The sequence below is a fragment of the Tropicimonas sp. IMCC34043 genome, assembly GCF_003390845.1.
Taxonomy (GTDB): Bacteria; Pseudomonadota; Alphaproteobacteria; order Rhodobacterales; family Rhodobacteraceae; genus Tropicimonas.
In genome coordinates this window covers 471306-489426 of sequence record NZ_QMEK01000001.1, presented here as the reverse complement: position 1 = coordinate 489426, position 18121 = coordinate 471306, and the positions used below count along the sequence as shown (strand labels likewise).

The 18121-nt window shown below is 64.8% G+C and carries 18 protein-coding genes; 9 read left to right on the top strand and 9 right to left on the bottom strand.

Features of this window, described 5'->3' with window-relative positions; translation table 11 throughout:
- Window positions 1-150: 150 nt before the first annotated feature.
- The gene (gene groL / locus DQG17_RS02195; RefSeq protein WP_116131110.1) at window positions 151-1797 is read right to left on the bottom strand and encodes a chaperonin GroEL; all 1647 of its coding nucleotides are present in this window, start codon (window positions 1795-1797) and stop codon (window positions 151-153) included.
- A 50-nt stretch (window positions 1798-1847) separates the two neighbouring features.
- Window positions 1848-2135 carry a co-chaperone GroES gene (groES, locus tag DQG17_RS02190; RefSeq protein ID WP_116131109.1) on the bottom strand — a complete coding sequence of 96 codons (288 nt, stop codon included), beginning with the start codon at window positions 2133-2135 and terminating at the stop codon, window positions 1848-1850.
- 625 nt (window positions 2136-2760) lie between these two features.
- On the opposite strand from groES, the gene DQG17_RS21585 reads away from it, so the two are divergent.
- The 6 genes from DQG17_RS21585 (at window position 2761) to DQG17_RS02165 (ending at window position 7541) form a co-directional block, all read left to right on the top strand.
- Window positions 2761-3012, top strand: a complete 252-nt coding sequence (locus tag DQG17_RS21585) for a hypothetical protein (protein WP_157973485.1) — start codon at window positions 2761-2763, stop codon at window positions 3010-3012.
- Window positions 3013-3308: 296 nt separating this feature from the next.
- Window positions 3309-4229, top strand: a complete 921-nt coding sequence (locus DQG17_RS02185; protein WP_116131108.1) for a manganese-dependent inorganic pyrophosphatase — start codon at window positions 3309-3311, stop codon at window positions 4227-4229.
- Between the two features lie 246 nt (window positions 4230-4475).
- On the top strand, window positions 4476-5345 hold the full coding sequence (locus DQG17_RS02180; protein WP_116131107.1) for a TIGR01459 family HAD-type hydrolase: 870 nt from the start codon (window positions 4476-4478) through the stop codon (window positions 5343-5345).
- A gap of 233 nt (window positions 5346-5578) precedes the next feature.
- Window positions 5579-6022, top strand: a complete 444-nt coding sequence (locus DQG17_RS02175; protein ID WP_116132537.1) for a MaoC family dehydratase — start codon at window positions 5579-5581, stop codon at window positions 6020-6022.
- Window positions 6023-6077: 55 nt separating this feature from the next.
- The gene (locus tag DQG17_RS02170; protein WP_116131106.1) at window positions 6078-7022 is read left to right on the top strand and encodes a bifunctional riboflavin kinase/FAD synthetase; all 945 of its coding nucleotides are present in this window, start codon (window positions 6078-6080) and stop codon (window positions 7020-7022) included.
- A gap of 39 nt (window positions 7023-7061) precedes the next feature.
- Window positions 7062-7541, top strand: a complete 480-nt coding sequence (locus DQG17_RS02165) for a YcgN family cysteine cluster protein (RefSeq protein WP_116131105.1) — start codon at window positions 7062-7064, stop codon at window positions 7539-7541.
- A gap of 32 nt (window positions 7542-7573) precedes the next feature.
- Here DQG17_RS02165 and DQG17_RS02160 read toward each other — a convergent pair whose 3' ends face one another.
- The 7 genes from DQG17_RS02160 to pyrH form a co-directional block, all read right to left on the bottom strand.
- Window positions 7574-8377: a tyrosine-protein phosphatase gene (locus DQG17_RS02160; protein ID WP_116131104.1), complete on the bottom strand. Its 804-nt coding sequence runs from the start codon at window positions 8375-8377 to the stop codon at window positions 7574-7576.
- A 156-nt stretch (window positions 8378-8533) separates the two neighbouring features.
- Window positions 8534-9871, bottom strand: coding sequence for an RIP metalloprotease RseP (gene rseP / locus DQG17_RS02155; RefSeq protein ID WP_116131103.1), 1338 nt, complete (start codon window positions 9869-9871; stop codon window positions 8534-8536).
- A 6-nt stretch (window positions 9872-9877) separates the two neighbouring features.
- Window positions 9878-11056 carry a 1-deoxy-D-xylulose-5-phosphate reductoisomerase gene (dxr, locus tag DQG17_RS02150; RefSeq protein ID WP_116131102.1) on the bottom strand — a complete coding sequence of 393 codons (1179 nt, stop codon included), beginning with the start codon at window positions 11054-11056 and terminating at the stop codon, window positions 9878-9880.
- Window positions 11053-11877, bottom strand: coding sequence for a phosphatidate cytidylyltransferase (locus DQG17_RS02145; RefSeq protein ID WP_255415625.1), 825 nt, complete (start codon window positions 11875-11877; stop codon window positions 11053-11055). The genes dxr and DQG17_RS02145 overlap by 4 nt, the downstream gene beginning before the upstream one ends.
- Window positions 11870-12592 (bottom strand): polyprenyl diphosphate synthase, encoded by a 723-nt coding sequence (gene uppS, locus DQG17_RS02140; protein ID WP_116131100.1) that lies wholly within the window; start codon window positions 12590-12592, stop codon window positions 11870-11872. Before uppS ends, DQG17_RS02145 begins: the two co-directional genes overlap by 8 nt.
- A 36-nt stretch (window positions 12593-12628) precedes the next feature.
- Window positions 12629-13195 (bottom strand): ribosome recycling factor, encoded by a 567-nt coding sequence (gene frr / locus DQG17_RS02135; RefSeq protein WP_116131099.1) that lies wholly within the window; start codon window positions 13193-13195, stop codon window positions 12629-12631.
- A gap of 130 nt (window positions 13196-13325) precedes the next feature.
- Complete coding sequence (gene pyrH / locus DQG17_RS02130) at window positions 13326-14063, bottom strand: UMP kinase (protein ID WP_116131098.1); 738 nt, start codon at window positions 14061-14063, stop codon at window positions 13326-13328.
- Between the two features lie 79 nt (window positions 14064-14142).
- Here pyrH and miaA point away from each other — a divergent pair, with 79 nt between their 5' ends.
- The 3 genes from miaA to DQG17_RS02115 all read left to right on the top strand — a co-directional run bounded on the left by miaA (window position 14143) and on the right by DQG17_RS02115 (window position 18112).
- Entirely contained in the window at window positions 14143-15024 is an 882-nt protein-coding gene (miaA, locus tag DQG17_RS02125; protein ID WP_116131097.1) for a tRNA (adenosine(37)-N6)-dimethylallyltransferase MiaA, read from the top strand.
- Window positions 15025-15315: 291 nt separating this feature from the next.
- The gene (locus DQG17_RS02120) at window positions 15316-16983 is read left to right on the top strand and encodes an ABC transporter substrate-binding protein (protein WP_116131096.1); all 1668 of its coding nucleotides are present in this window, start codon (window positions 15316-15318) and stop codon (window positions 16981-16983) included.
- Between the two features lie 82 nt (window positions 16984-17065).
- Window positions 17066-18112: an ABC transporter permease gene (locus DQG17_RS02115; RefSeq protein WP_116131095.1), complete on the top strand. Its 1047-nt coding sequence runs from the start codon at window positions 17066-17068 to the stop codon at window positions 18110-18112.
- The last annotated feature ends 9 nt before the right edge of the window (window positions 18113-18121 follow it).

Sequence of the window (18121 nt, the reverse complement as noted above, 5' to 3'; positions counted from 1 at the left end):
CAACTGTCCCGCGGCCCGGGGCATCGCACGCCAATCCCACAACGAAAAAGACCCGCCGCGAGGCTCGCGACGGGTCCGATCCGGGGTATGGCCCCGGCACGCGGGTTCCGGGGCCTCGAAAGACGCCCCGGAGTTTTCCGACGCGGCAGATTACATCATGCCGCCCATGCCGCCCATGCCGCCCATGTCGGGCATGCCGCCGCCCTGGCCTTTCGGCTCGGGCTTGTCGGCGACCATGGCTTCGGTGGTGATCAGCAGCGAGGCCACCGAGGCGGCGTCTTCCAGGGCGGTGCGAACCACCTTGGCCGGGTCGATCACGCCGAACTTGAACATGTCGCCATATTCTTCGGTCTGCGCGTTGAAGCCGAAGGACGGGTCGTTGCTTTCGCGGACCTTGCCGGCGACGACCGAGCCGTCGACGCCCGAGTTCTCGGCGATCTGACGCAGCGGTGCTTCCAGCGCCTTGCGGACGATGGCGATACCGGCGTTCTGGTCGGCATTGTCGCCGGTCAGGCCTTCGAGCACCTTGGCACCCTGGACCAGAGCGACACCGCCGCCAACGACGACACCTTCCTGAACCGCGGCGCGAGTGGCGTTCAGCGCGTCATCGACGCGATCCTTGCGCTCTTTCACCTCGACTTCGGTCATGCCGCCGACGCGGATGACGGCAACGCCGCCGGCCAGCTTGGCAACACGTTCCTGCAGTTTTTCCTTGTCATAGTCCGAGGTGGTGTCCTCGATCTGCTGACGGATCTGGGAAACGCGCGCCTCGATCTCGGCCTTGTCGCCGTGACCGTCGACGATGGTGGTCTCGTCCTTGGTGATCGACACTTTCTTGGCCGAGCCGAGCATGTCGATGGTGACGCTCTCGAGCTTCATGCCGAGGTCGTCCGAGATCACCTGGCCGCCGGTCAGGATCGCGATGTCCTGCAGCATGGCCTTGCGGCGATCGCCGAAGCCCGGTGCCTTGACGGCAGCGATCTTGAGGCCGCCGCGCAGCTTGTTGACGACGAGGGTCGCCAGCGCTTCGCCTTCGACGTCTTCGGCAACGATCAGCAGCGGCTTGCCCGACTGAATGACCGACTCGAGCAGCGGTACCATCGGCTGCAGCGACGAGAGTTTCTTCTCGTGCAGCAGGATCAGCACGTCTTCGAGCTCGGCGATCATCTTCTCGGGGTTGGTCACGAAATAGGGCGAGAGATAGCCGCGGTCGAACTGCATGCCTTCGACGACTTCGGTCTCGGTCTCGAGGCCCTTGTTCTCTTCGACGGTGATGACACCCTCGTTGCCGACCTTCTGCATCGCGTCGGCGATCTGGCGGCCGATTTCGACCTCGCCATTGGCCGAGATGGTGCCGACCTGGGCAACTTCATCGCTGTCGGTCACATCACGGGCCGAGGCCTTGATGCTGTCGACGACCTTCGACACGGCGATGTCGATGCCGCGCTTCAGATCCATCGGGTTCATGCCGGCGGCAACGGCCTTGAGGCCTTCGCGGATGATCGCCTGGGCCAGAACGGTGGCGGTGGTGGTGCCGTCGCCGGCTTCGTCGTTGGTGCGGGAAGCGACTTCCTTCACCATCTGCGCGCCCATGTTCTCGAACTTGTCTTCCAGTTCGATTTCCTTGGCGACCGTCACACCGTCCTTCGTGATGCGCGGGGCACCGAAGGATTTCTCGATGACGACGTTACGGCCTTTGGGGCCGAGAGTAACCTTGACCGCATCCGCAAGGATGTTGACACCCTTGAGCATCTTGTTGCGGGCATCCGTGTTGAACTTGACGTCCTTGGCAGGCATCTGTTCTTACTCCTGAATTTCTGTGTGCGTCGATGAAAGGGCGGCAGGGATCAGTTGATGATCCCGAGGATGTCGCTTTCCTTCATGATCAGCAGGTCCTTGCCGTCGAGTTTGATCTCGGTGCCGGACCACTTGCCGAAGAGGATCTTGTCCCCTTCCTTGACGTCCATCGCGATACGCTCGCCATCTTCGTCCTTGGCGCCGGAACCGACGGCCACGACGAGGCCTTCTGCCGGCTTTTCCTTGGCGCTGTCGGGGATGATCAGGCCGCCCGCGGTTTTTTCTTCGCCTTCGACTCGCTCGACCAGTACCCGGTCATGCAGCGGTGTGAATGCCATTTCGGAACGCTCCTACGCTTACGTTCTGTTTCTCCCTTTTATCACTCTACCGAAGTGAGTGATAACACGGGGAGATCTAGGCACTGTCCCCGGCGCTGTCAACGGTCAGGGCGACCTGGAAGCAACAGAAAATTCTCTGGCACATTTGACCTCCTCAAGGGGTGGAAATCGGCCGCGCCTCATGTTAAGGGGCCGCATCTCGCCTCCTGCGATGAGGATACCTGTATGCAGATAGTGACATTCCGACACCGCTGACGCGGCCTGCATCCGACCCGGCCGGGTAACGGCCCGGTACACCTTATCCCGCAAGACCCGAGCTTTCCATGACATGCCCCGTTCACGCGCAGCGCCCGCGCCTGCCGGATTTCATCGCCCGTTCCACGCGGCGCTGATCCGGCGTTCCGGTCCCTGCCCCAATCCGTCCCGCGACCGGCCGCCCAGCGACCGGCTGCGGCGCCCGCTTTCATTCACAGACCAGGTCCCGAAAGGACATTCTTCATGATCCGTCTCATCACCAGCCTCTTCCATCGCAGCGCCCGCTGCGGCGAGCGTCATTCGGCGCAAGCCCCGCTTCTTTTCGGCCCCAGGGCCGTCATTCTTGTCTTGTTGAATTCCGAGGCTTCCGATGCCCCATCCCATGTTTCTGCCGGCGCACCTCGCCCGGTCGCACCCTGACCCTCACGTCACGACCCACCCTGCCCTCCGGCACGTCGCGCTGCCCGAGGGATCGAACCTGCGCGCCGAAATCGAGGCGCGACTGCTCGACTCGGACGCACTGATGCCCGGGGCAGCCCCGCGCCGCGGTCCCCCGCATGTGCGGATCCGGATCTGGTGGCCTAGGTTCAGTCTGTGGCTGCGCACCATGCCGCTGCCCTGAAGCGTCGGTCGACGGCCGGCGCGCGGTGGCCCTGCGCCACCGCCGCCGGACCCGTTCGAATGATCCTGCCTGCAATCAGGCGGCGGCACGCATGCGATGCTGCCGACGCGCCGCGGATATGCGGCGCAATCTGTCCGGAATTTCGGAAGATGCGCCGCTGAAGCATCCGTTTCTGGCACTGCAACCGTGACCGGCGGCTTCCCGGCGCGATGCCGTTGCGCCCAAACGCCTCATGACAGCCCCGCTGCCGACACCTATAAGGGCGGCGATTTGCAATCCAGAATCGGACCATTCCCATGACCATCAAGGTTTTCGGCCACAAGGCCCCTGACACCGACTCCACCGGCTCGCCGATTATCTGGGCCTGGTATCTCTCGGAAATCAAAGGCACCCCGGCCGAAGCGAAGCTGCTGGGCGAGCCCAACACCGAGGCCGCCTTTGTGTTGAAGCGCTGGAACCTTGCGAAGCCCGCGATCATCACCGAGGCCGGCGCCGGCGAACCCTGCGTCGTCGTCGACACCAACAATCCCGCCGAACTGCCCGCCGACATCAACGCGGCGGACCTTTTGCAGATCATCGACCACCACAAGCTGACCGGCGGGATCGAGACCAAGTCGCCGATCGACATCACCATGCGTCCGCTCGCCTGCACCGCCACCATCCTCTACGAGTTGATGGGCGATGACGCGGCGAAGATGCCCGAGGCGATCAAGGGCGCCATGCTGTCGTGCATCCTGTCCGACACGCTGGAATTCCGCTCGCCCACCACGACGCCGACCGACCGGGCGCTGGCCGAGAAGCTGGCCGCCGAGCTTGGCATCGACGTCACCTCCTATGCCAACGAGCTGTTCGAGGCCAAGTCCGACGTCGGCGCCTTCTCGGACGCCGAGCTGCTGCGGATGGACTCGAAGGAATACAACGTCGACGGCACCGAACTGCGCGTCTCGGTTCTGGAAACCACGGCGCCGAAGCTGATCCTCGACCGCAAGGACTCGCTGATGGCCTCCATGGTCGATGTGGCAAAGGAAGACGGCGCCGATCAGGTGCTGCTGTTCGTCATCGACATCCTGAACGAGGAAGCGACGCTGCTCGTGCCCAACGATCTGGTCAAGGCCATTGCCGAGAAGAGCTTTGGCGCCACGGTCTCGGGCGACACTGTCGTTCTGCCGGGCGTGATGAGTCGCAAGAAGCAGATCATCCCCTCGTTGAAAATCTGAGGACTGGCGCCTGCCGGGGTCAGCCGCCCGGTTCTGTGCTGATCCCAGGACACATCGACGATTTCAAATGGCGCCGATCTTCCCTGAAGATCGGCGCTGTCGTTTCGGCATCGACCATGCGGGCGGCCATTCGGCCCGGCGACGTGATCCTCGATCTGGTGGCGGAGTCGCAGGAACCTGGCGCGCCCAGACTTGCCGCGGCGCCAGTCTCGTGCGAGGTCGGAACGACACCGAGCAGGAGGCCCCATGACCCGCATCATCGACAGCTTCGCCGAAATCTCGTCCATGTACGACGCCGCCTTTGTCGATCTGTGGGGCTGCATGCACAACGGCCTGCGCCCCTTCCCCGAGGCGGTGGCGGCCTGTCAGGCGTTTCGCCGTCAGGGCGGCAAGGTGGTTCTGGTGACCAATGCACCGCGGCCGCGGGCATCGGTCGAACAGCAACTGGCGAGGATCGGGGTGCCCGAGGATACCTGGGACACGATTGCTAGCTCGGGCGATTCCGCGCGTTTCGCGCTGTTTTCCGGCGCCGTCGGGCAAAAGGTCTTCCACATCGGGACCGAGGAAGACCTGCCGTTCTTTGCTCCGCTGAGGATCCACAACGATCCGGTTCCGATCAGCCGCGTGCCGCTGGACCAAGCCGAAGGCATCGTCTGCACCGGTCCCGAAGATCCCCACGCCGACCCGGCGGTCTATCGCCCGCAGTTCCTCTATGCCAAGACCAAGGGGTTGAAGCTGCTCTGCGCCAATCCCGACATCGTGGTCGACCGTGGCGAACGGCGCGAATGGTGTGCCGGCGCGCTTGCCGCGCTCTATACCGAGATGGGCGGCGAGAGCCTCTATTTCGGCAAGCCCCACCCGCCGATCTATGACCTCGCCCGACGCCGGCTGGCCGAATATGCGGTCGTCCCCGACGACCGAATCGTCTGTATCGGCGACGGCATCGGGACCGATGTCGCCGGCGCCGTGGGCGAGGCGCTGGACGTGATCTTCGTCACCGGCGGGCTGGCGCGGGACGAAACCTCGACGACACGTGATCCTGACCCGCAGGCCCTCGACACATTTCTGAAGAAGGCGCAGTTCGACCCGACCTATTCGATCGGCGCCTTCCGCTAGACCGGTTTCGGCCGCAGACTTTGCCCGGAAGGCCGGCATTTGCCCCCCGGTTCGGCAGTGTTTGCGCGCCGGTGCCGCAGATTTCAGGTGGCCAGGGCCGCCCCCAGCCCTCGCGACGCCGTGAAAGAATGTTGCGGCGCTAACACTAAAAATTGTTAATTCTTTCTTTCTGCATTGCAGCACGATCGATTTTCGGGTAGGACCATCGCCGATAAGGTTGAAGGATTGCCATGATGCTCGACAACATGCCCCGCGGTACGATCTGCATCGAGGATCTCGAGATCGGGATGAAGCGTGATCTGACCAAACAGATCACCGACGAAGACATCGAGAAGTTCGCCGAGATCTCGACCGACCACAACCCGGTGCACCTCGACGAGGACTATGCCAAGGACTCCATGTTCCACGGCCGCATCGCCCACGGGATGCTGGTCGCCGGGCTGATCTCGGCGGTCATCGGCGAACAGCTGCCCGGCCACGGCACGATCTATCTGGGTCAGACGCTGAAGTTCATGGCCCCCGTGCGCCCCGGCGACATCGTCCATGCCGAGGTCGAGGTCCTCGAAATCGACCACAAGAAGCGCCGGGTCAGGCTCGCGACCGTCGCCAAGGTCGGCGATCAGGTCGTACTGAAGGGCGAGGCCAACGTCCTTGCACCGTCGCGCAAGTTCGACTGAGCCAGGACCCTCTGCCCCGCTTGCGCTCCCCTGCCCTCGCGGCTAGGGGAAGCGCATGAAGCGTATCACGTCCCTTGCCGATATCTCCGAAGACGACCGTGGCGCCTGTGCCGCCATGGGCAATTTCGACGGCGTGCATCTGGGTCACCGGAGGGTGCTGGATCTTGCACGCGCCGAGGCCGACGCAAGGGGCGCACCGCTTGCCGTGCTGACCTTCGAGCCGCATCCGCGCGAGGTTTTCAACCCCGACGGCCCGCCATTCCGGCTGACGAACGCTGAATCGAAGGCGCACCGCCTGGCCAAGCTCGGTGTCGACATCCTGTTCGAGCTGCGCTTCGACCGGTCGCTTTTCAACCTGACCGACGGCGAATTCTGCACCCGCATGCTGGCCGAGGGGCTGGGCCTGTCGCATGTCGCGGTCGGCGGCGATTTTCACTATGGCAAGGGGCGATCGGGCAACGTGGACAGCTTGCGCGCGGCCGGTGAAACGCTGGGTTTCGGTGTAACCGTCGCCGATCTTGTGACGCTCTCAAGCGGCGAGCGGGTGTCGTCGACCGCGATCCGCGAGGCGCTGGCCAAGGGCGACCCGGTCAGGGCGCGCGAGATGCTGGGCCACTGGCACCGTATCGACGGCCCGGTCCTGCATGGCGAAAAACGCGGCCGCAAGCTTGGCTATCCCACGGCGAACATGTCGATCGAGGGGCTGCACCCGCCCCGTTTCGGGGTCTATGCCGTGCTGGTCGAGGTGCTGTGTGGGCCTCATGCCGGAAATTACCGCGGCGTCGGCTCGCTTGGCGTGCGGCCGATGTTCGGCGAGAACCGCCCCAACATCGAAAGCCATCTGTTCGACTTCACGGGCGATCTTTATGACAGCCATCTTTCGGTCGGGCTGGTGGAATACCTGCGGCCGGAGCAGAAATTCGACTCTCTCGACGCGCTGGTCGCGCAGATGGGCACCGACAGCGCCCGTGCCCGCGCCGCGCTGGCCGGTCTTGGCTGAGCTATTGCCATGGCCCGTCCCCTTGCTAGGCTGCCCAAAATGAGCAAATCAAAGGATCCCATCGTCCGTGACGGCCTGCGCCCGCGCTATTGGGAGCGGGTGTCGCTCGACCGCATGACCAAGCCCGAGTGGGAGGCGCTCTGCGACGGCTGCGGCAAGTGCTGTCTGAACAAGCTTGAAGACGAGGACACGGGCGAGGTTGCCTATACCCGCATTGCCTGCCGGCTGCTTGACGACGAGACCTGCCACTGTGGACATTATGACATCCGCCACTCATTCGTGCCGGAATGCGTGACGCTGACCCCCAAGAACATCGGCACCAACGCCTACTGGATGCCGCAGACCTGCGCCTATCGCCTGCTGGCCGAGGGACAACCGCTTTTCGACTGGCATCCGCTGATCTCGGGCCGGGCCGAAAGCGTGCACGAGGCCGGAATGTCGGTGCGCGGCCTCACCCTGTCGGAATTCGACGTGCCGGAAGAGGACTGGGAAGACTATACCGTCGAAGGTGAAATCTAGCGCCGTCCATTGCTGCGGCCACGGGGGCATGGCTATTCGGTAAAGGCGGCCCGCAACTGCTGCTGTAGCGCCGTGTCCAGTCCAAGTCCGTCGACGAGGTAGCTTTGCAGGAAGCCGAACCGCCGCTGCACCTCGTCAAACGCCGCTTGCAGATAGGCCGCGCGCACGCCGAGCACCGGCAGCAGCAGCGCGGGATCGCCGCCCTCGACCTCGAAGCGATCCATGACCGGTTGCAACGCCGGCAGCAACTGGTCGTTGGTCAACAGATAGTCGCGCAGCACATCCTCGCGCGACACACCCAGAACGGTCAGCATGATCGCGGCTGCCCAACCGGTGCGGTCCTTGCCGGTGGTGCAATGAAACAGCGCCGGCAGATAGCCGTCTTCCGCCAGGGTGGTGAACATCCGGCTGTAGCCCGCCATTGCGCTCGGCAGGGAAACGAAATCGCGATAGCCGCGCTCGAACAGGGTGGCGACCTTGCCGTCGCTCAGCAGGTCGAGAGATTCCTCGGGGTTTGCTATGATCTTCTGCAACTGGGTCGGGGCGGAATCCGCGGCGTCGGCCATCACGTCGCAGACAATCTGCGTCGCGCCGGTGGGCAGACGGTCGGGTTTGGCCTGACGTTCCGCGGCCGTCCGCAGGTCGATCACCGTGCGCAGGCTACGGCGTTCCAGTTCTTCCCGGCCGGCAACGTCCAGCCGGTCCAGATCGGTCGACCGGAACAGCAGACCCCGCCGAACGCGGCGGCCGTCCGTTGTCGGCCATCCGCCCAGATCTCGCATGTTGGGCAAGGCAGCAATCGGGATCTGCGCGCCCGGTTCAGTCTCCAAGGTCACCCTTGGTCTCCTTTCCTGCGTGCAGCCACGGCAAAAAGACCCAACTGAACTTTCTCACCTAGATCGGCGTTCGGCAACACCCTTGGCTTGCCCCAAGCGAGATCCGGGGACTGCCGCGCGCACCCGGCGGCGTTTTCGGTCGCGCGGCGGCCGGCCTCAGGGGCAGAACAGATCGTTGGTGACCGCAAACACCATCAGGCCCAGCATCAGCGACAGGCCGATCCCCATCAGAACCCGCAGCGCCCGGTCGCTCGGCGGGCGGCCGGTCAGCGCCTCGAAGGCATGAAACACCAGATGGCCGCCGTCCAGCACCGGGATCGGAAACAGGTTCAGCATCCCCACAGCCGTGCTGAGCACGGCGATGAACCAGATGAAGTTGTCGGCGCCCTGGCTTGCCGCCGCACCGCTGGTTTCGGCAATACCAATCGGCCCGCTGAGGTTGCAGGTCGAGATCGCCCCGGTGACCATGTGCCAAAGCCCCGACAGCGACGAGGTCACGATATAGACGATCTGATCCCCGCCAAGGCGCAGCGCCTCGAGCGGCCCGGGCGTCGCGGTCGCGGCCGTGAACATCATGCCGCCGGTCATGCCGATCAGCCAACGGGTCTCGAACCCGCCGTTCGAGGTGGGCAGGTCGGCGCGACGCGGCACCAGAACGAAATCGAGCGTCTCGCCGTCGCGCCAGATCTGCACCTTCATCGGCCTGCCGTCGGATCCGCCGACGATGTCCTGCACCTGGCGGAAGGCAATGACGGGCGTGCCGTCGATTGCCGTCACCACATCGCCGACCTCGATCCCTGCGTCCATCGCCGCGGAACCGGGCTGAAGCGCATCGACGATGGGCGGGAACGGATAGGGTGCCTCGACCTGCAACCGGCTGCCACCACGCTCGACCACGAATTCGGTCGTGGGCGTGACGGGCAGCGCGTTTACCACCTCGAAGAAGCCGGCATAGTCCACGGCCTCGTGCCCACCCACCGACAGGATCCGGTCGCCCGGTTGCAGGCCCTGGCTGACGTTCGGCATCGGTTTCAGCACACCGACCTCGACCGGACTCGTGGGCACGCCCTGGGCCATGATCACGGCGGCAAAGATCAGGATCGACAGGATGAAGTTGAACACCGGCCCCGCGGCAACCGTCGCCGCCCGCGCCCACAGCGGCGCGCCGTGCATGGTCTGGCGCAGGGTCGCGGCATCCATCCCCTCGATCTCGTCGCCCGCCTTGTCGCTGACCGCACTCGCATCGCCCAGAAACTTGACGTAGCCGCCGAAGGGCAGCACGGCGACCTGCCATCGGGTGCCGTGCCGGTCGACGCGCGACATCAGCACCGGCCCGAAGCCGATCGAGAACACCTCCGCCTTGATCCCCGACCAGCGCCCGACGATGTAGTGGCCGTATTCGTGCACGAAGACGATGACACTCAGCGCAATGACAAAGGCGGCAAGGGTCCAGAGGGCGCCCCCGAACTGGGGGATCAGCGAAGTCATGTCCATGAAATGTCAGGCATCCGTTTTGAGATGCGCGACAATTTCGGCCGCGCGTATCCGAGCCAGATGGTCGGTCTGCAGCACCGCATCAAGCGTCATCTGCTCACAATCGAGCATTCCATCGCGATCCATCGCCTCCAGAACCTCTTCCACCACGGCCACCATGTCGGTGAACCTGATGCGGCGGTCGAGAAAGGCGTCGAGCGCATGTTCCTTGGCGGCGTTGAAAACCGCCCCGGCAAGGCCGCGGGTCGCCATCACTTCGCGCGACAGCCGCAACGCCGGCCAACGTTCCTCGCAGGGCGCGCGAAACTCCAGCTTGCCGATTGCGACCAGATCCAGCCGTTCGACCGGCAGCGTGCGCCGTTCGGGGTAATGCAGGGCATAGCCGATGGCGTGGCGCATGTCGGCCGGGCCCATATGCGCCATCAGCGCCCCGTCCCGGAACCCGACCATCGCATGGATCAGCGACTGCGGATGCACCACAACCTCGATCTGCTCGGGGCTGAATCCGAAATATTCTCGGGTTTCAATAAGTTCCAGCGCCTTGTTGAACATGGAGGCCGAATCGACCGTGATCCGCTGCCCCATGGCCCAGTTCGGATGGGTGCTTGCCTGCTCGGGCGTCGCCTCGACCAGACGCTCCAGCGGCCAGTCGCGAAAGGCTCCGCCCGACGCCGTGATGATCACCCGCTCGACCGAGGAAATATCTTCCCCTACAAGGGCTTGCGCGACGGCGCTGTGCTCGCTGTCGACCGGCAGGATCGTCGCGGAATGCGCCCTGGCCGTGCGCATCAACAACTCTCCGGCGCAGACGAGGGATTCCTTGTTGGCGAGCGCAAGCGTCGTGCCCTGTTCCAGCGCGGCCAACCCAGGTGGCAGGCCGGCCGCCCCGACGATTGCCGACATCAGCCAGTCGGCCGGCCGGGCTGCTGCCTCGACAATCGCCTCCGGCCCGGCCGCGACAGCTATACCAGAACCTGAAAGACGGCTTTCAAGTTCCTGTTTCTTATCTGGATAACAGGTCACCGCCAGGTCTGCCCGCAGTGCGATTGCCTGCTCGGCCAAACGCACCACGTTGCGTCCGCCGGTCAGCACCACGACGTCATAGTCCTCTGGCGCGCGGGCGATCAGATCGACCGTGCTTTCGCCAATCGACCCCGTCGATCCGAAAATGGAAATCCGCTTCATATGCTCACCTCCGGCACATCGACGACCAAGGCCAACAGCAGCATGAACAGCACCGCGCCAAGAAGCCCGTCGAACCGGTCGAACAGGCCTCCGTGACCCGGGATCAGGGCCGAGCTGTCCTTGACCCCCACCCGCCGCTTCAGCGTGCTTTCGATGATGTCGCCGGCCTGACTGGCCATCGACAGCAGCATCGAGATCCAGACGAGGTCGCGCCCGGCATCGGTGAAGGTCAGAAACAGCGCCCCCACCAGACCGGCGCCAAGCCAGCCCGCAACCGTGCCCGACCAGGTCTTCTTGGGGCTGATCGCCGGCCAGAACTTTGGCCCGCCGATCATCCGCCCGGCGAAATAGCCCAGCACATCGGTGACGACGACGACAAGGACCATCCAGAACAGCCAGGTGCCGCCATAGAGCTCGCGGGTCACGACCAGCCCCCAGCCCGCCACGGTGATGCCAAGCGCATAGAGGAAAAAGGTCAGCCGCTCGCGCCGCATGAAGGGCGTGCCCAGAACCGCCGGCACGAACAGCAGAAAGACATGCCAGTCGATCCCCTGCGCCAGCAACCCCGACAGGACCGAGGCGGTCAGCGCCGCCAGCAGCATCGCGCCCACGTCCCACCCCGGGCGGATCATCCGCGCCAGTTCCCAGATCAGCACCCCGGTGACGAAGACGACGAGCATCTGAAACCAGATGCCGCCGAGCCGAATCGCGATCACGCCGACCAGGACCATCGACAGGCCCGACCACAGCCGCTGACGCAGGTCGGTCCAGCGACCGGCAGCCGCGTTGCCTTGCGGGGGGGAGGACAAGGGCTCAGCCACCGACAGCTCCATAGCGCCGTTCGCGCTTGCCGAAGCTGTCGAGGATCCTGGCGAAGTGGGCGGCGGTGAAATCGGGCCAGAGTGTGTCGATGAATTCATATTCGGAATAGGCCGACTGCCAGAGCAGGAAATTCGAGATCCGCGCCTCGCCCGAAGTGCGGATTACCAGATCGGGGTCGGGCAGCGTGTGGGTGTCGAGAAACCGCGACAGCGTCTCGGCGCTGACATCCTCGGGGTTCAGCTTGCCCTCGGCGACCTCGCGGGCAAGCCTGCGTGTGGCGCGGGTCACCTCGTCGCGCCCGCCATAGTTGAGCGCAATTGTCAGGTGGACGTGGTCATTGCCGCGGGTCAGCACCTCGAGATCGTCCATCAGGCGCACCAGCTTGGGATCCAGCCGGTCGCGGTCGCCGATGAAGCGCACCCTCACACCGCGGTCCAGCAGGCGCTGCGCCTCCTTCAGGATATAACGGCGGAACAGCGTCATCAGGCCAGTCACTTCGGACTGGGTCCGCCGCCAGTTCTCGGTCGAGAAGGCGAAGATCGTCAGATACCGCACCCCGAGCTCGGGACAGGCCTCGACGATTTCGCTGACCCGACGCGCGCCGGCATGATGGCCAAACAGGCGCGGACGGCCCCGCGCCTGTGCCCAGCGGCCGTTGCCATCCATGATGATGGCAACATGTTCGGCCCTTTGACCGGTCTTGGCGGCGGGCATGCACGGCCCCTTTCGTGGTTCGGCAGCGGGCGCAGGTCAGACCTGCATGATCTCTTCCTGCTTGCTTTCCAAGGCCGCGTCGACGGCAGCGATGTGCTTGTCGGTCAGCGCCTGAATCTCGTCTTGCCAGATCTTCTGATCGTCCTCGGGCATGCCGCCGCCCTTGGCCTTCTTCAGTTGATGCATGCCGTCCTGGCGCACGTTGCGAATGGCGATCCGGGCATTTTCGGCGTAATGGGCCGCGACCTTGGTCAGCTCCCGCCGGCGCTCCTCGTTCAGTTCGGGGATCGGCAGGCGGATGATCGTGCCATCGACCACCGGGTTGATCCCCAGCCCGCTTTCGCGCAGCGCCTTCTCGACCTTGTTCACCAGCGCCTTGTCCCAGACGTTCAGGGTGATCATCCGCGGCTCGGGCACGTTGACCGTGCCGACCTGGTTGACTGGCGTCATCTGCCCATAGGCATCGACCTGGACCGGCTCCAGCATCGAGGCCGATGCGCGTCCGGTGCGGAGCGAGAGAAATTCGCTCTTGAGCGAGTTCATGGCCCCTTCCATGCGCCGCGTCAGATCCTGGATGTCGGGATCTTCATAATCCGCTGCCATGTGCCTGTTCCTTTCCAAGCATCTTTTTCATTCGGGCCGTTTCTACAATCCGGACACGAAGATGTATAGGTCGCATGGCCCCACGCCGGCCAGCGCCGCAGGCGCCGGGACCGGCCACAGGACCGTTATTTCAGCCCTGAACGCGGGTATAGGTTCCCTGGCCGGCAAGAATGCCGCGGAACCCGCCCGGCTCGTCCAGCGAGAACACGATGATCGGCAGGTTGTTGTCGCGCGCCAGTGCAATCGCCGAGGCATCCATGACCTTCAGCCGCTTTTGCAGACACTCGTCATAGGTGACCTTGTCATAGCGGACCGCGTCGGCAAACTTCATCGGGTCCTTGTCATAGACACCATCGACCTTGGTGCCCTTGAAGATCGCCTCGCAGGCCATTTCGTTGGCGCGCAGGGTCGCGGCGGTATCGGTGGTGAAATAGGGGTTGCCGGTGCCGGCGGCAAAGATGCAGACCCGGCCTTTTTCCAGATGCCGGACGGCGCGGCGACGAATGTAGGGCTCGGCCACCTCGTCCATGCGGATCGCGCTGATCACCCGGGTGAAAACGCCGATCTCTTCCAGCGACGATTGCATGGCCAGCGCGTTCATCACCGTGGCGAGCATCCCCATGTAGTCGGCCGTGGTCCGCTCCATCCCCTGCGCCGATCCTGCGAGACCGCGAAAGATGTTGCCACCACCGATCACCATGCAGATCTCGACACCCATGTCCTGAACCGACTTGATCTCGTTGGCGATGCGCTGGACTGTGGGCGGATGCAGGCCATAGCCTTGGTCGCCCATCAGCGCCTCGCCGGAAATCTTCAGAAGAACCCTTCGATAGGTCGGCTTCGGTTGATCCTCGTTCGTGTCCAACATATCGGTATCTCCTGAGCTGCCTGAGCGCTTTCCTGTCCGAAATCCGCTCGCGCTTCAACCATCAAGGTCGGGGGGTCCGTTGATTTCGCTTCATGGGATACCCGATGCCCGGATCGACCGCGAGCGGCCGATCCTGATTGCCGGCCCGACGGCAAGCGGAAAGTCCGGGCTGGCGCTGAGGATCGCCGAAGCGATGGGCGGTGTCATCGTCAATGCCGACGCGCTGCAGGTGTTCGAGAACTGGCGGATCCTGACTGCCCGCCCCTCGCCCGAGGACGAGGCCCGCGCCGCCCACAGGCTTTACGGCCATGTCGCGCGCGATCAGGTCTATTCCGTGGGCCACTGGCTGCGCGACCTGACCCCGCTGTTGAACGGGCCAGACCGCCCGATCATCGTCGGCGGCACCGGGCTCTACTTCACCGCGCTGACATCGGGTCTGGTCGAGATCCCGCCGGTTCCGGCCAATGTGCGGGCCGAAGCCGATGCGATGACGTTGCACGACCTTCTGACCGGACTCGACCAGCCGACGCGGACCCGGATCGACACCGCCAACCGCGCCAGGGTGCAGCGCGCCTGGGAGGTGCAGCGCGCGACCGGCCGCGGGCTGGCCGACTGGCAGGCCGACACGCCCGCGCCGCTGCTGCCCGAGGCGGCGGCGCTGTGCCTGGTGATGGAGGCGCCGAAGGACTGGCTTTCGCCGCGGATTGACCGGCGATTCGACGCGATGATCACGGCTGGCGCGCTGGACGAGGCGCGGGCCAACCTGCCCGGCTGGTCGCCCGGCGCGCCATCGGCCAAGGCGATCGGGGCGCCCGAACTGATCGCCCACCTGAAGGGCGAGACAAGCCTTGAGGCTGCCGCGGCCGCGGCCAAGACCGCATCCCGGCAATATGCCAAGCGCCAGCGCACATGGTTCCGCGCCCGGATGGCCGGCTGGCAGCGGATCGCACCCGCAGATTGAGCCGTGGCAGCGCCCCGGCACCGCCACGGGGAACGGCGAAAGGTATCGGCCACGGGCTTTTGGGTTGCGTCCCGCGGCGTTGTCGCCTTTGCTTGGGAAGGACGTTGCTTTCGGGCCGCCTTGCAATGGCGCGGACCCGCCGCGCCGCGAACACAACGACGGGATGCGACACCGGGCCGGGACACTTTCACAAAGGGCAGTTGTACTGCCCCAGAGCATCGCCGGGGCGCCCTGCGTTGCGCCGTGCCACCCGGATCAGTTCGACACGATACCTGTCACAGGGAGACGAGAATGACCCATCCAACGATCTTCGGCCAACCGGTCCATCCGGCCGCCGAGATGTACGCCGAGGAATACCGGACCGGTCGTCTGAGCCGCCGCGAGTTCCTGACCCGTTCCACCGCGCTGGGGCTGACCGCCGCCGGAGCCTATGCGTTGATCGGCGCCCCGCAGCCCGCGCAGGCACAGCCCGCGATCCAGCAGGGCGGCACGCTGCGGCTTGAAACCTATGTCAAGGCGATGAAGGAACCGCGCGCCTACGACTGGTCCGAGGTCGCCAACCAGAGCCGCGGTTTCCTTGAATACCTCGTCGAATACCAGCCCGACGGCAGTTTCCGCCCGATGCTGCTGGAAAGCTGGGAGGTCAACGACGACGCCACCGAATACACGCTGCACGTCCGGCCCGGGGTGACGTGGAACAACGGCACCGCCTTCACTGCCGAGGACGTGGCGCGCAACATCGCAGGCTGGTGCGACACCTCGATGGAAGACAATTCCATGGCGGGCCGCATGACCGGGCTGATCGACGCCGAAACCGGCCAGCCCCGCGACGGCGCCATCGAGATCGTCGACGACCTGACCGTCAAGCTGCACCTGTCGGCGCCCGACATCACGGTGATCGCCAACATGTCGGACTATCCCGCCGCGATCACCGACGCGAGCTATCAGGGCGGCGACGTGTTCGACCACGGCATCGGCACCGGCCCGTTCAAACCCGTTTCGATAGAGGTCGGGGTGAAATGCGTGATCGAACGCGACACCGAGCACACATGGTGGGGCACCGAGGTCTATGGCGGCCCCTATGTCGACCGGGTCGAGATGATCGACTATGGCACCGACCCTGCCGCTTGGGTGGCGGCTGCCGAATCGGACGAGGTCGACCTGCTCTATGAAAGCCTCGGCGACTACCTCGAGATCCTCGATGCCATCGGCTGGACGCGGACCGAGGCGCTGACCGCGGCGACGGCGGTGTTCCGCACCAACCAGGTGGCCGAAGTCGACGGGTTCGTGCCCTATTCGGACCCGAACGTCCGCCGCGCGCTGGCGCTGGCGGTCGACAACAACGTCTGCCTCGAACTCGGCTATTCCGACCGCGGTCTGGTCGCGGCAAACCACCATGTCTGCCCGCTGCATCCCGCCTATGCCGACATCGGCCCGGCCCCCTTCGATCCCGCCGAGGCCAAGGCGCTGATGGACGCCTCGGAGGCCGCGGATTTCGAACACGAGCTGATCACCATCGACGACGACTGGATCAAGAACACCGGCGACGTGATCGCCGCCCAGTTGCGCGATGCCGGGATCAGCATCAAGCGCACCATCCTGCCCGGCGCGACGTTCTGGAACGACTGGCTGAAATACCCGTTCTCGGCCACCGACTGGAATCAGCGCCCGCTTGACGTGCAGGTGCTGGCGCTGGCCTATCGCTCGGGCGAGACCTGGAACGAGACCGGCTATGCCAACCCCGAATTCGACGCGCTGCTGAATGAGGCAATGGCGATTGCCGATGCCGACAAACGCCGCGAGGTCATGGCAGAAATCGAACAGAAGCTGCGCGACGACGGGGTCATCATCCAGCCGTTCTGGCGCAAGCTGTTCAACCACCATAACGGCACCCTGGTCGGCGCCGAGAAACATCCGGCGCACGAGATCCACTTCCACAAGATCGGCTTCGCCGCCTGAGCCCGCACCAGGCCGGAGGCGCACAGCTGCGCCCCCGGCCCCCGCCGGTCCAGCGACGATGCGAGACAGGGGTCAGTTCTGAATGGTGCCATTCCTTATCCGCCGGGTCGGCCTGATGCTGCTGACCGCGCTCTGCCTGACCTTCATCGTATTCTGGCTGACAAACCTGCCGCCGAACCTCGAGAAACTTGCCAAGACCCAGGGCACCGTGCGGATGACCGATGCACAGACGGCAAGCTGGCTGGAAACCCGCGGCTATGCGCGGCCGCTGCCGGTGAAATATGCCGAATGGCTGGGTCTGATCCCGGCCTGGACCTATGAAGACAGCTACGGCAATGCGGCCGGGCGCTGCATTGGCGACGGGATCGCCCCCGAAGACGCCCCGCGCCGCTGTGGCGTGCTGCAGGGCGACTGGGGCCAGTCGAGCGTGTTTCGCGAACCGGTGAGCGAAATCATCGGCAAGCGGCTGTGGCTGACCGGCAAGCTGATGTTCTGGGTGCTGCTGGTGATGGTGCCTTCAGCCCTGCTGATCGGCGTTCTGGCCGGCATGCGCGAGGGATCGCGGCTCGACCGCACGCTGTCGACGTTTTCGATCGCGACCACGGCGACCCCCGAATATGTCTCGGGCGTGATCCTGATCGCCGTCTTCGCCTCGTCGGCCGTCGGGCTGAAATGGTTCAACGGCACCGCGACGGGTGCCATGGAGGATGCGACATTTGCCAACTTCACCCTGCCGGTGGCAACCATCGCGCTGTTCGGCATGGGCTATGTCGCGCGGATGACGCGGGCGGCGATGGCCGAGGTGATGACGGCGCAATATATCCGCACCGCGCGCCTGAAGGGGCTGAGCTTTGGCGCCATCGTCTGGAAACACGCGCTGCGCAATGCGCTGATCGCGCCGTTCACGGTGATCATGCTGCAGATCCCCTGGCTGCTGAATGGCGTCGTGATCGTCGAGACGCTGTTCAACTACAAGGGCTTCGGCTGGACGCTGGTGCAGGCGGCTTCGAACAACGACGTCTCGCTGCTGCTTGGCTGTTCGGTCGTGGCAGTGGTGGTGGTGCTACTGACGCAGCTGATTTCGGACGTGGGCTATGTACTGCTGAACCCGCGGATCCGGATCGCCTGAGGAGTGCCC